The organism is Staphylococcus sp. EG-SA-17 (assembly GCF_017151845.1).
GTDB classification, from domain to species: domain Bacteria; phylum Bacillota; class Bacilli; order Staphylococcales; family Staphylococcaceae; genus Staphylococcus; species Staphylococcus aureus.
The window spans coordinates 136400-150908 of sequence record NZ_JACVZO010000003.1; the positions used below are offsets into that span (position 1 = coordinate 136400).

At 34.4% G+C, this 14509-nt stretch carries 12 protein-coding genes and 1 riboswitch; of the genes, 3 read left to right on the forward strand and 9 right to left on the reverse strand.

Translation table 11 applies throughout. From position 1 onward, the window contains the following. Positions 1–41 precede the first annotated feature (41 nt). Positions 42–959, reverse strand: a complete 918-nt coding sequence (locus IDG65_RS02750; RefSeq protein WP_000486810.1) for a bile acid:sodium symporter family protein — start codon at positions 957–959, stop codon at positions 42–44. A gap of 267 nt (positions 960–1226) precedes the next feature. Here IDG65_RS02750 and IDG65_RS02755 point away from each other — a divergent pair, with 267 nt between their 5' ends. After that, positions 1227–1757: a hypothetical protein gene (locus IDG65_RS02755; protein ID WP_000904065.1), complete on the forward strand. Its 531-nt coding sequence runs from the start codon at positions 1227–1229 to the stop codon at positions 1755–1757. A 65-nt stretch (positions 1758–1822) separates the two neighbouring features. Here the strand turns inward: IDG65_RS02755 and IDG65_RS02760 are convergent, their stop codons facing one another. Then, positions 1823–3427 carry an alpha-glucoside-specific PTS transporter subunit IIBC gene (locus IDG65_RS02760; protein WP_000991504.1) on the reverse strand — a complete coding sequence of 535 codons (1605 nt, stop codon included), beginning with the start codon at positions 3425–3427 and terminating at the stop codon, positions 1823–1825. Between the two features lie 329 nt (positions 3428–3756). On the opposite strand from IDG65_RS02760, the gene IDG65_RS02765 reads away from it, so the two are divergent. After that, a complete protein-coding gene (locus IDG65_RS02765) occupies positions 3757–4521 on the forward strand; it encodes a MurR/RpiR family transcriptional regulator (protein ID WP_000477989.1) in 765 nt (254 codons plus the stop codon). 57 nt (positions 4522–4578) lie between these two features. Here the strand turns inward: IDG65_RS02765 and IDG65_RS02770 are convergent, their stop codons facing one another. The 7 genes from IDG65_RS02770 to hutU all read right to left on the reverse strand — a co-directional run bounded on the left by IDG65_RS02770 (position 4579) and on the right by hutU (position 13134). Beyond that, positions 4579–5085 carry an SRPBCC family protein gene (locus IDG65_RS02770; protein ID WP_001051556.1) on the reverse strand — a complete coding sequence of 169 codons (507 nt, stop codon included), beginning with the start codon at positions 5083–5085 and terminating at the stop codon, positions 4579–4581. Between the two features lie 166 nt (positions 5086–5251). Further along, positions 5252–6565: a Na+/H+ antiporter NhaC family protein gene (locus IDG65_RS02775; RefSeq protein ID WP_000451829.1), complete on the reverse strand. Its 1314-nt coding sequence runs from the start codon at positions 6563–6565 to the stop codon at positions 5252–5254. 76 nt (positions 6566–6641) lie between these two features. Further along, positions 6642–6737, reverse strand: a riboswitch (SAM riboswitch). A 52-nt stretch (positions 6738–6789) separates the two neighbouring features. Further along, a complete protein-coding gene (locus IDG65_RS02780) occupies positions 6790–7362 on the reverse strand; it encodes a hypothetical protein (RefSeq protein WP_001185205.1) in 573 nt (190 codons plus the stop codon). Between the two features lie 486 nt (positions 7363–7848). Next, positions 7849–8730, reverse strand: a complete 882-nt coding sequence (locus IDG65_RS02785) for an SDR family oxidoreductase (RefSeq protein ID WP_000730039.1) — start codon at positions 8728–8730, stop codon at positions 7849–7851. A 108-nt stretch (positions 8731–8838) separates the two neighbouring features. Further along, positions 8839–9960, reverse strand: a complete 1122-nt coding sequence (locus tag IDG65_RS02790; RefSeq protein ID WP_000523131.1) for a M20 peptidase aminoacylase family protein — start codon at positions 9958–9960, stop codon at positions 8839–8841. Positions 9961–10234: 274 nt separating this feature from the next. Next, complete coding sequence (gene hutI / locus IDG65_RS02795) at positions 10235–11473, reverse strand: imidazolonepropionase (protein ID WP_000998756.1); 1239 nt, start codon at positions 11471–11473, stop codon at positions 10235–10237. Beyond that, complete coding sequence (gene hutU / locus IDG65_RS02800; protein ID WP_001226823.1) at positions 11473–13134, reverse strand: urocanate hydratase; 1662 nt, start codon at positions 13132–13134, stop codon at positions 11473–11475. The genes hutI and hutU overlap by 1 nt, the downstream gene beginning before the upstream one ends. Positions 13135–13293: 159 nt before the next feature. On the opposite strand from hutU, the gene IDG65_RS02805 reads away from it, so the two are divergent. Continuing rightward, positions 13294–14178 (forward strand): LysR family transcriptional regulator, encoded by an 885-nt coding sequence (locus IDG65_RS02805; RefSeq protein ID WP_000691839.1) that lies wholly within the window; start codon positions 13294–13296, stop codon positions 14176–14178. Positions 14179–14509 lie beyond the last annotated feature (331 nt).

A 14509-nucleotide genomic window follows, 5' to 3' on the forward strand; every position in this document is an offset into this window, starting at 1 on the left:
GCTTAACATAGTCCGATGACCACTTCATTCTATTAGTGCAATTATAACTTTTTTGACCAATACTTTGCTAAAATAGGCCCTGTTATATTATGAATGAAACTAAACACTGCGCCTGGTACTGCTGCAATTGGATTAAAATGCAATGCTGCTAATGACACAGCTAAACCAGAGTTCTGCATTCCAACTTCAATACTGACTGCTTTTTGATCTTGTCGATCTAATTTTAAAAGACGAGCTAACCAATATCCAATCGTATACCCTAATACGTTATGTAAAATAACTACTAAAAATATTAATAATCCTGTAGTTAAGATTTGGTGCTTACTGCCACCTACAACTATTGCTAAAATTAATGAAATAGCAACAACTGATATAATCGGCAAAGCTGTAGAAGCTTTTTCAGCAATTTTACGATTAATAATTTGCAAAACAATACCTAAAGCAATTGGAATTAATACAACTTGAACAACTGACCACAACATACTCAGGAAAGATACTTCCAACCATTCATTTGCAAATAGATATATTAACGCAGGTGTAACGAATGGCGCTAGCAACGTAGAGACCGTCGTAATAGAAACAGAAAGTGCTACGTTAGCTTTGGCTAAATAACTCATTACATTACTTGATGTCCCACCCGGACAACATCCAACTAATATTACGCCAACAGCAATATCAGGTGGTAAATGAAAAGACTTTGCAATTATAAATGCTAATGTGGGCATAATACTGAATTGTAGACAGACACCAATAATTACTGCTCTAGGTGCTTTAAAGACCATTTTGAAATCATTAGGTGTAATTGTTAATCCCATACCTAACATAACAATACCAAGTAAATAAGGTACCCATTTACCTAATGTCGCAACATGTTGTGGGAAAATAAATCCAATAACAGCTGCTACTAACATCCATACCAAAAAACTCTTCGTGGCAAATATACTCAATTTTTGAAACATTGTTAACACATCCTCGTCGATAATATTGAAAAATATTACCATAAGACCAGTAAGGTTACAATTACTTTTCTGAAAATTAAGATTATTTAGCCATTCTCTTCTTATTGCAAATATTTTATCACTGATAAACAATTATTTTAAACTTCATTCAAAAGTCTTAGTGAATAAAGAAAAAAAGCGTGGTAAAATCAACTTGAACAAAATTAAGTCACCTTTATAAATATTAAACGTGTATTTAATGCCATGTATTCCTCGGGAGGTCCTCACATGTTAATTGATAAATTCGAAACATACATCATCAACATCGCCGGTTTAAATGACCGTACTACTAGAAAAAAATTAAGTAAGTTATGCAAAAGTGTACAATTTTGTGATGCGTTGCAATTCTCAATAAACAAACAGTTTAATCAGTATGTATTAGAAATTAGCTTACCAAAGCAACAACTTCCATACTTCATTTCATTTTTAAGTTTTCATCAGTATAGTATTTTCCAAGTACTTTCACCAAAGAAAATAAATGAATTACTTGATTCTGATAATTTATATCAATCTGCAAAGCGTTTCGATATCAATATTGATGGCTTGCAAGATGCTTTCATTAAAGACAAAGTCATCGATATTATGAATATGTTCCAAAATCACACTGATATCACTTATACGTTGAATAAGTCTCATGCACATATTATATGTACGCCAGAAATATTTGCTAAATTGTTACATACGATTGCAACTAGAAATATCGACATTCTATCTGCCAATTATAGATCGTCATCTATGAGCAAAGCTCGTATATCATAACAAAAGACACATCTATACGATGATCATTTACAATGATTGCGTATAGTGATGTGTCTTTTTTTATATTATTTATCTTCGGACGATTGATCCTCAACCATTTGTTCAAATGCTTCACGAACTTGTGGTACTGTCATACCTACTACAACTTGGATACTCTTACCACTCTTTACTAATCCGTGTGCCATTTGTTGATGCGTGAAATATTCCGTATCCGCAACTTTACTTTCATCATAAACAGTTAAGCGTAATCTTGTTGTACAGTTAGTAACATCTTTGATATTTTCTTTGCCGCCTAAACCGTCGAGGTAATACGCAGCTTTGTCTTCGTATTCATTACCTGTTGAAGCACGTTTAGAATCTACGCTATCACCTTTTTTATTTTTGTAATCTTGCTTAGAAAATAATTTAACTTCCTCTTCTGTTTTCTTACGTCCAGGTAATGGAATATCAAATTTCAAAATTAAGAATCTGAATAAGAAGAAGTAAATCGCTACAAATATCAGACCGATAATAACTTGTGCAACATAAGTACCCCAATGTTCTTTACCTAATGGCAACCAGTTTGTTGAAATAAAGTCTAACAAGCCACCACCCATGTTACCTACAACACCAAATGCGTACATTAAAGTATCCATTGATGCTGCTAAAACTGCGTGTAAAACAAATAAGTATGGTGCGATGAATAAGAATGTAAATTCTAATGGCTCAGTAATACCTACAACGACTGCTGTTAATGTTGCAGGAATAAGTAATGCTGCTACTTTTTTACGATTTTCTTTAGGTGTCGTAGCATACATTGCTAAAGCAATACCTAAACATCCAAATACTTTCCCATTTCCTTGAAGCATAAAGCCATAAGGGAATTGCTCTTTTAATGGCTTAGTACTCTTAGCAAACTCATTTAAATGTTGTAACCATTCAGCTTTCAAGCCGTGATTGACTACTACTGGTCCAACTTCAATTGGTGCATAAATAAAGTGATGTAATCCTGTTGGTATTAATACACGTTCTAAGAAGTGATACAACCATACACCGATATAGCCTGAAGCAATGATAAAGTGTTGCATTGAACCAATACCGTGCTGAACAGTTGGCCAAATAACACAAGTAATTGCTGCTAATGGTAACATCACAAAAAATGAAATTGTAACCACAAATGTTAAACCTTGGAATACACCAACCATTTCTGGTAATCGTTTACTATAGTATCTATTGTGAATCCAAGTAATAATAGCTGAAATAATAATACCACCTAGAATATTCGTATCCAATGTGGCAATACCTGCAATTGATTTTAAACCAGGTACATTTTCAACGCCTTTTTCTAAATTTGCGCCAAACGTATGTGGCCATTGCGTTAAAATAGCATTTATAAATGTATTAAACATTAAGTAACCCATCAATGCTGCAAGTGCTGCATGACCTGGTGCTTTTTTAGCTAAAGAAAGTGGTAAACCTACAACAAATACAACTTCCATATGCGTAAAAATAACCCAGCCACCAGATTCTATCACTGACCAAAATTTAAACCAAAACGTATGTTGATCTGCTAAACTCCCCATGATTGTAGGATTTTTAAATAATGTCGCAAAGCCAAGCACTATCCCAAAGAAAGCGAACATTAATACTGGTACAATCATTGCACTACCGAAACGCTTTATCGCATTCATCTTCTATTCCCTCCATATCATCTTTCCTAACAATACATCTAATTAGATTCATTTATAAATAGATGTCTTACTATTTAAATATAATATATAGTAAACGCTTACACACCTACAACGACATTGACGTATTTTGAAAGTATTTTGTATAATCAGATTATCTTTTCATATAGTGAAAATTTTTTCACAAGCATGTCAAGAATATGCTTGATTTTAAAATATGTAAGTACTTTAGCCATTTATAACCTTATATACAATCAAGAATTAAATTTTAAAAATTTCACCTTTTAATGTAAAAACCATATATCACAAATTTATTTCCAAGGAGGTTGAATATGTTTTTAGACGAACACATTAATCGAAACTTTGATAAACTTAATGACAATGATTTACATATCGCTCACTTTATCAATACACATATAGATGAATGTAAAAATATGAAAATACAAGATTTAGCGCAATTCACACATGCCTCGAATGCAACCATTCACAGATTTACACGCAAATTAGGTTTTGACGGTTATAGCGATTTTAAATCGTACCTTAAATTTGAAAGTAATAAGACACACCAATTACCATCTAACTCTATCGATAGTTTCAAACAAGAAATCGATAGTACATTCAGTTATTTAGAACGCGTTGATTACCAGCTTCTTACTGAAAAAATGCATACAGCTTCAACAATATATTTGTATGGTACAGGGCGTGCACAGTTAAACGTTGCTTCAGAGGCACAGCGTATATTGTTAACGTTACATAATCATGTCATTGTACTTCATGATGAACATGAACTTAAAATGATTTTGAATAAGAGTGAACCTAATGATTTATTCTTTATTATTTCATTATCAGGTGAAACACATGAATTATTAGAAGTAACAAACTTGCTTCAACTTAGACAAAAATACTTTATTTCTGTTACTACAATGAAAGATAATACCCTTGCTCAAAAAGCAAATTACAACGTCTATGTATCCAGTAACACATTCTACTTAACTGATGGTACAGACTATTCTAGCTTCATCAGTTATCATATATTCTTTGAAACACTTGTAAGAAAATATAATGAGTATTTACTACATAATGATATTTCAAATTAGAAAAAAGGAAGTTATGATTTAATGGCCTTGAGCCTATCATAACTTCCTTTTATCATTTTATTGTTGTGTTGATGTTTCGATAACGTGGTACATCTTATCAAACATCAATTCGAAACCATGCACCATGGCATCATGATATTCTTTTTTCTTTTGCTTGTATTCTAAATTAGTAAATCGTCTTTCTTTTTCAACTAATGAACGATAATAAAATAGCATTTGGGTGCCACCTGTTTCACGTTCAAAAAATTCTACCTCAATGACATCTTGTGTTTCACTTAGTCCAGGCATACCGATAGTCATCTTAACGTATTCATCCATAACTAAAGATTCATAAATGCCTTCAATCACATTTACTTTGCCATTACGTTGTTGATCTACAATACGATATTTACCGCCTTCTTTAACGTCCGCTTCAATCTCTTTATTCGTTCTGGCTGATGTCATAAACCATTGTTTCAACAAATCTTTCTTTGTCCAAGCTTCGTATACTAACTCTGGAGAAAATTTATAAAGCTTTTCAATTTCAACTTCGACATGTTCATTCTCTACATTAAATTTTGCCACTGTTGTCCACCCACTTTCGCTCTTACTTTTATTTTAACGTATTTTTGCTCAGTTCCAAACATAGATGATCATCATTTTTAAAAGATTAGCGTTATACGGTGAGTACAACATGATCTGTTAATATAACAAGCCACCTTACTTGGCTACATCGATATATTGTTAAGCATTAATGTTTCATTTCTTGACTAGTGTTCTTTTTTAGCTTTGGAAAATTAAATAAAATCGCAACAAGTCCGCATACACCTAATAATATAGGATAAATGCTGTATGGGAATAACATTAACGGTGAAATACCAGCTACACCAGCCGCTGAAATGACTTGCGGGCTATATGGTAATAAACCTTGGAAGCAGCCTCCAAATATATCAAGAATACTTGCTGATTTCCTTGAATCTACATCATATTCATCTGCAATATTTTTAGCTAAAGGACCTGACATAATAATAGAGATGGTGTTATTTGCCGTGGCAATATCTGCGACACTTACCAAACTAGCAATTCCTAATTCTGCGCCACGCTTTGATTTCACTTTAGAGCGAACAAATTGCAACAACCATTCAATACCACCATTGTGTTGAATAATACCCACTAAACCACCAATTAGCAACGCAATCATAGCAATATCTTCCATGCTTATAATACCTTTGGACACTGCATCTAGTAGCCCCATCCAACCGAATGAACCATCTATGAGACCAATGATTCCGGCTAATAATGTTCCGCCAATCAATACGATAATGACATTTACACCTAATAATGCTAATACCAATACTAAAATATACGGTACAACTTTAATTAGATTATAATCATAGTTTTTAGCATGATTTAAAGAAATGCCATTCGTTAAGAAATACAGAATAATAATCGTTAAAATAGCACCTGGCAATACAATTTTAAAGTTTACTCTGAATTTATCTTTCATTTTCGTATGTTGTGTTCTAACCGCAGCAATTGTTGTATCTGAAATCATTGATAGATTATCGCCGAACATTGCACCTCCAACAACTGTAGCCATTGCTAGCGCAGTTGGTACATCTGTCGCTTGTGCAAATCCGTAACCAACAGGTGCTATTGCAGCAACAGTCCCTACTGACGTTCCCATAGATATAGAAACAAACATACAAATCACAAACAATCCTACAATAATTAAATTTTCCGGGATTAATGATAGTCCTAAATTAACTGTCGACTTTACGCCACCCATTTTTTCAGCTGTATTTGAAAATGCACCTGCTAAAATAAAAATCAACATCATTAAAATAATGTTTGAATGGCCTGCACCTTTCGTGAAGACCTCAACTTTTTTAGCAAATGATTCTTTTCGATTCATTAATAACGCCACAATTACCGTTATCGTAATTGCAACATTTAATGGCATTGAAGTAAAATCACCTGTGATAATACCTACGCCTAAAAACAACGCCACAAATAATAACAAGGGGAATAATGCCCAAGCATTGCTCTTTTTATGTACTTCCATCCTTTTTACCTGCTTTCCAATTAAAAATACCTCTTTCTCACAAACGATGAAGAAAGAGGTTTTCATGTGCTTTACCTGCTTATCTTCAAACCATTACGGTTACTGGAATTGGCACATTCGAGATGTTGCCGAGGCTTCATAGGGCCAGTCCCTCCACCTCTCTAGATAAGTGATGCTTATTTACGTTTACGTTACAAGATAATCCTTAGTACGTCAATCATAAATTAATCAGGAGTCGTATAATATTTTTCATAAACAATCATTGCTACTGTAATAATAATCAAAACAATAATGCTAATAACAAGTAAAAGCCACCATTTAAGCATTAATGCAATAAAAATGAACACGATAGACACACTTACTAATATTAATGAAATGACTTTAAATTGCTGAACACGTTGCTTGGAGATGACTTTCAACTGTTTGTTTGATGGAAGCGTATTTTTAAAATTAATACCCAGTATATTTTCTAATATTTGAACCAATACGATACTTATTGCAAATATAATAAATGATATAAAATTATAGTAACCTATAATAGTTGATCCATAAATAACGATTCCAATGTAGAATACTCCTGAGAGCACACCCAAAAAGTAAGCAACACGTTTGTCAAACTTAATGATATGCTTTTTAACGTTTTGATGTGTAAGCCAAACATTCGAAACAATCGCAACCACTACAAACAGTGTGAATAATATATAAACTGGCAACTTTTGTTCAGGAAAAACAGTCGCTATTCCAAAAGCTAATACTAAAATCAAAAATAATATAGCTCTAGATACTATTAATGCCATAATAACAACCCCTTTGTTTAATATCGAGTTTGCAAATTTACGTTTATCAGTATTTCTATGATCAGTACTTCTACGGGCAGCGTTTCTATGTAATTCACATCATCTTAACATATAAATACTTCGCTATATAATTGAAAACATATCCTATTATTCTTTGTCCGTTCTGACGTTTAATATCTAACCTTAGGCATTTCAATTGTTAATAAATTTAACTTTCTTCCACTAACCGTCCCTAAACCCAATCCCGCAACAGTTTTTAACTTTTTCGTTGTTGTCCTGACATCCTCATTAAGAAAGTTTATTCTGCTTAAAACTTATAATCCACACCCTGAGCAAACGCTCTTTATGACAGGGTATTAAAATAAGCCGATAAAGATACACACCTTTACCGACTATTTAAAATACACTTCACTAATTCATTTTAATTTACTTGATTGAAGTAGCTAAATTAATATTATTTTGTTCAATTAAACGCTTCATACAAACCTAATCTATTTGCACTCCACCGCTAACACCGAACACTTGTCCAGTTGTATAACTTGATTCTTCTGACGCTAATAGCACATAAGTTCCACATAACTCAACAGGTTGACCTGCACGACCTAAAGGTGTTTTTTGACCAAATGTTGGGATTTTACTTTGAGGTTGTCCACCAGAAATTTGTAATGGTGACCAGAATGGACCAGGCGCTACACAGTTCACTCTAATTCCTTTTGGTCCTAATTCTTCTGAAAAACTTTTAGTTAATGAAATAATTGCTGCTTTTGAAGCGGCATAATCATGAAGAATAGGACTAGGATTATAGCCTTGTACAGATGATGTCGTTGTAATTGACGCACCCGGTTTTAAATATTCCAATGCTTTTTGAACTGTCCAAAATAGCGGATAGACATTCGTTTCAAATGTTTCTGTAAATGCCTCAGTTGTAAATCCATGAATATCATCATGATACTGTTGATGTCCAGCAACTAAAGTAACATTATCTAAGCCACCTAATTGTTGATATGCATGTTCAACAAGGTCATAGTTGAACTGCTCATCTCTTATATCACCAGGAATTAACACTGCCTTTTGACCACTTTCTTCAATCACTTGGCGTACTTCTTGTGCATCTTGTTCTTCACTCGGAAGATAGTTAATCGCTACATCTGCACCTTCTTTAGCATACGCAATCGCTGCTGCACGCCCTATTGCTGAGTCACCACCCGTAACTAACATTTTATAGCCTTCTAAGCGTTGATGACCTTGGTAAGACGTTTCGCCACAATCAGGTGCTGGCGTCATTTCAGATTGTAAACCCGGTACCTCTTGTTCTTGTTTTTCATAATCTGTTGTTTTAAATTTTGTTCTAGGATCTTGAGCTGCCATTTTTAACATCTCCTTATTCGCTTAATGGTTATTATTTACCCAAACTTCCCAGGAACTTAATCATGATTACGCTAAAAATTACTTTCTTCTTTAAAAAACAAGCTCGAATTACTCATGCAATAGTCTCTTTACAAATTCAACAAAATACTCAGGTACTTTTTCCAGAATCCTTTCATCCGGTTTATATTGAGGATGATGTAAATCATATTCACTATGAGAACCAATTAACGCAAATACACTAGGAAAATGTTGACTATAACCTGAAAAATCTTCTCCAATCGTAAGCGGCTGTTCCATCATTTCCATCTTATATCCAACATGTTGGGCTACTGCTATTGCTTTATGCGTCAATACCTCATCATTCATCACAGCACCAGGTAAATGTGTATAATTCAAATTAATTTTCATATTATATGCTTGAGCTAACCCGTCCGCAATATTTTGTAATCGTGTTTCTACAAGCTTTCGCACCACAGGATCAAAACTACGTACTGTGCCTTGTACATATGCATGGTCAGCAATGACATTCCAAGTATTACCACATGATATTTGCCCAATGGTTACTACCGCTTCATCAAACGCAGATAGATTTCTACTAACTATGGATTGAATACTATTAATCAATTGCGCCAACACAATAACTGGATCGTTGCATTGTTCTGGCTTTGCAGCATGACCACCCACGCCTTTAATATGAAACTCAAAACGATCTACTGCTGATGTAATTGCCCCTGTTTTGATTGCAAATGTACCTACCGAACGCGATGGGTCATTATGAAAACCCAATACTGCTTGTACATCTTTTAATGCATGTGTTTCAATAATTTTAAAAGCGCCATGTCCTAGTTCTTCTGCTGGTTGAAAAATGAATTTAACACGCCCAGTAAGAGTGCCCTCAATTTCTTTTAACTTTACAGCTGTAGCCAAAATACTAGCCATGTGAATATCATGACCACACGCATGCATCACACCTTCATTTTTAGATTTAAAATCCTGTTCAACAAGCTCTTGAATCGGTAAAGCATCAATGTCAGCCCGAACAGCTATACAACTCGGTCCTTGTCCCACTTCAGCAACAAGCCCAGTCGCAAGCGGTAAGTCTAATATTCTAATATGATGTTCTGTTAAAATATCTTTAATTTTTTGCGTTGTCTTAAATTCTTTATCGGATAGTTCTGGAAATTGATGAAAATACCTTCTCCAGGCAACAGCTTGATCTTTTAATCCCATCGGTCATTCCCCTTCCTTAAGTCAATGATATGTTGTCTACCCTACGATGATCATCTTTAACTATTAAACGATGATTTCACAACAATGTACTCTTGTTAATTACTTTCGCTAATGATAGACAATTGTTTAATAATATCGTAACACTATTGTCAAACTATTCTAACTTTTATAATTAAGAACCTATACAAAAACGTGCTCTCGAATTAACTTGTTTTTACAAATCACAAAAAGCTCTAAACATTAGTGTAAACCAACGCTTAGAGCTTTAATTACTTTATGCTTTAAAAGATAATGTGTTATCAACGATGACCTTACCATTTTTAATAACTTTTTCTGCGTGATTGATACCAAAATGATATGGAATATATTCATGATTTGGTGCATCCCAAATTACTAAATTAGCCTTATCACCTGTGTTAATTGTACCCGCGTTAATGTCTATTGCTTTAGCAGCATTGACCGTAACAGCATTCCAAACTTCATTAGGTGATAGCTTTAATTTCAAGGCTGCAATCGCCATAACAAGTTGTAAGTTGTTTGTGACACTACTACCAGGGTTATAATCAGTTGCTAATGCAATCGCACCGTTATTGTCAAGCATGCCTCTTGCATCTGCATAATCTTCTTTACCTAAATAGAACGTCGTTGCAGGTAAGAGGACAGCTACAGTATCACTATTTCGCAACTTTTCTTTTCCTTTATCACTAGAAGCTACTAAGTGGTCTGCTGATATTGCTTGTTCATCAATTGCTAATTCCAGTCCGCCTAACGGATCAATTTCATCCGCATGTATTTTCACTTTAAAACCTGCTTCTTTGGCTTTTTGCATATAATGTTGCGATTGTTCTATTGTAAATACACCTGTTTCACAGAAAATATCCGCAAAGTCTGCATATTGTTTTACTTCCGGAAGTAACGCAATCATTTCTTCTAAAAATGCCTCATTTGAACTTGCCTCTTTAGGTACAGCATGAGGCCCTAGGAAAGTATGTTTCATGTCTAAATCATATTTCTCAGCTAAACGATTAGACACTTTCAATTGCTTCAGTTCATTTTCTCTATCTAATCCATAACCACTCTTACTTTCAACTGCAAGCACGCCGTGTTTAATCATAGTAAGCAAATCATGCTCTGCTTTTTTAAACAAGTCATCTTCGGATGTTTCTCTAGTAGCATTAACGGTAGATAATATGCCACCACCCATTTCTAATATTTCAAGGTAAGACTTACCTTGACGTTTTAATGACATCTCATGTTCTCGAGATCCACCAAATGTTAAATGTGTATGTGCATCTACTAATGCTGGGGACACTACCTTCCCACTAGCATCAATCGTCTCAGTCGCATCGTAGTCATCTGTATGTGTTCCAGCATATACAATTTTGCCATCTTTAATGACAACTGTACCATTTTTCACAACATTTAATTCATCTAATTCCTTACCCTTCAAAGGTTTATCTGTTGATTTCGGTAAAATTAATTCTGCTATATGATTAATTATTAAATCATTCATTACTTATCACCTGCTTTATCAATCATTGGAATATGAATACCTTTTTCTTTAGCTGTTTGAATAGCGATGTCATAGCCAGCATCAACATGTCGGGCAACACCCATACCTGGATCAGTCGTCAATACGCGTTCCAATCTTCTTTCAGCACGCTCTGATCCATCTGCTACAACAACCATACCCGCATGAAGTGAATATCCCATGCCAACACCGCCACCGTGATGGAATGAAATCCATGAACCACCTGCAGCTGTGTTAATGAGTGCATTCAATACAGCCCAATCACCAACCGCGTCACTACCATCTTTCATACTTTCTGTTTCACGGTTAGGACTAGCAACTGAACCAGCATCTAAATGATCTCGTCCAATAACAATTGGTGCTGAAATTTCACCGTCACGTACAAGACGATTTAAAGCTAAGCCCATTTTCGCTCGTTCTCCATAGCCTAACCAAGCAATACGTGATGGTAGTCCTTGATATGAAATTTTTTCTTCAGCTAAATCAAGCCATCTTAATAACTTTTCATTTTCTGGGAAAAGTTTGCGCATTTCTTCATCCGCACGCTCGATATCTTTTGGATCACCACTCAACGCAGCAAAGCGGAATGGCCCTTTACCTTCACAGAATAATGGTCTAATGTAAGCTGGTACAAAGCCTGGGAAGTCAAAAGCATTTTTCACTCCGTTATTGAAGGCTACTTGACGAATATTGTTACCATAATCAAATGCTACAGCGCCACGTTTTTGGAATTCAAGCATTAATTCAACATGCTTTGCCATTGAAGCTTGTGACAGTTCAACATATTTTTTCGGATCTTTTTCACGCAATACTTTCGCTTCTTCTACAGAGTATCCTTGTGGCACATATCCATTTAGCGGATCATGTGCACTTGTTTGGTCAGTAATAATGTCAATTTTAAATCCTTTTTCTAGAATCGCTTGATGGATGTCTACAGCATTTCCAACTAACCCGATTGATAATCCTTCTCCACGTTCTTTCGCCTCTTCTGCTAATTTTAATGCTTCATCTAAATCAGCTGTTTTAACATCACAGTATTTCGTATCAATTCGCTTATCAACACGTGTTTCATCAACATCCACGCAAATTGCTACCCCATGATTCATAGTAATTGCTAACGGTTGCGCACCACCCATACCACCTAAACCTGCTGTCAGTGTAACAGTGCCTGCTAAATCTCCATTAAAGTGTTGATTACCTAGCTCGGCAAATGTCTCATAAGTACCTTGCACAATACCTTGAGAACCAATATATATCCAACTACCGGCTGTCATCTGTCCATACATGATTAAACCTTTTTTATCTAATTCATTAAAATGATCCCAGTTTGCCCATTCAGGCACTAATACTGAATTTGAAATTAATACACGTGGCGCTTCTTCATGTGTTTTAAATACAGCAACTGGCTTTCCTGATTGTACTAACATTGTCTCATCTGATTCTAATTCTCGTAACGTTTTCTCTATTGCTTCAAAAGCTTCCCAATTACGTGCTGCTTTTCCAATACCACCATAAACAACTAAATCTTCTGGTCTTTCAGCAACTTCTGGGTCTAAATTGTTGTATAACATTCTAAGTACTGCTTCTTGTTCCCAACCTTTACACTCAATACTTAAACCTTTTTTTGCTTGAATTTTTCTCATAAAATTCGCTCCTGTTCTTTTTAGAAGTTAATTCCACTAAATTTAAAACGCTTACATTATTATCTTCAATATTCATTATAGTATGTTAAAATATAGCCAACAAATATAAATAAACTAATTATCCATAGCTTGAATCTATAAATAAAAGGAGCAAAACACATGAAAATTATTCAGTTAGAATATTTCTTGGCTATCGTGAAATATAATAGTTTTACTAAAGCTGCACAATTTTTACATATTAGCCAGCCATCTTTAACTGCTACGATTAAAAAAATGGAAGCAGATTTAGGTTATGACTTATTTACACGTTCAACAAAAGACATCAAGATTACCGAAAAAGGAATACAGTTTTATCGTTATGCGAGCGAATTAGTTCAACAATATCGATCCACGATGGAAAAAATGTATGATTTAAGCGTTACATCAGAACCAAGGATAAAAATTGGGACTCTTGAATCTACGAATCAATGGATTGCGAATTTAATTCGAAAGCACCATTCCGACTACCCTGAACAGCAATATCGTTTATATGAAATACATGACAAACATCAATCTATAGAGCAATTACTGAATTTTAATATTCATTTAGCTATAACAAATGAAAAAATAACCCACGAAGATATAAGATCCATTCCTTTATATGAGGAATCTTACATTTTATTAGCACCTAAAGAAACATTTAAAAATCAAAATTGGGTAGATGTTGAAAATTTGCCACTCATATTGCCAAACAAAAATTCTCAAGTGCGCAAACACTTAGATGACTATTTTAATAGAAGAAATATTCGTCCAAATGTCGTTGTAGAAACAGATCGATTCGAATCAGCAGTTGGATTTGTTCATCTCGGCTTAGGTTACGCTATCATTCCGAGATTTTATTACCAATCATTTCACACGTCCAATTTAGAATATAAAAAAATTCGACCAAACTTAGGCCGAAAAATTTATATCAATTATCATAAAAAGCGTAAACACTCCGAACAAGTACATACATTCGTACAACAATGCCAAGATTATTTATATGGACTTTTAGAGGCTCTTTAACTTAAGTTATTAGAGCCTCTTATGCAGTTGCTCAGTCAACTGTATACCTTTTGACTTTAACTTAAGTAATTAGAGCCTCTTATGCAGTTGCTCAGTCAACTGTACACCTTTTGACTTTAACTTAAGTAATTAGAGCCTCTTATGCAGTTGCTCAGTCAACTGTATACCTTTTGCCTTTAACTTAAGTAATTAGTGCCTCTTATGCAGTTGCTCAGTCAACTGTATACCTTTTGACTTTAACTTAAGTTATTAGAGCCTCTTATGCAGTTGCTCAGTCAACTGTATACCTTTTGACTTTAACTTAAGTTATTAGAGCCTCTTATGCAGTTGC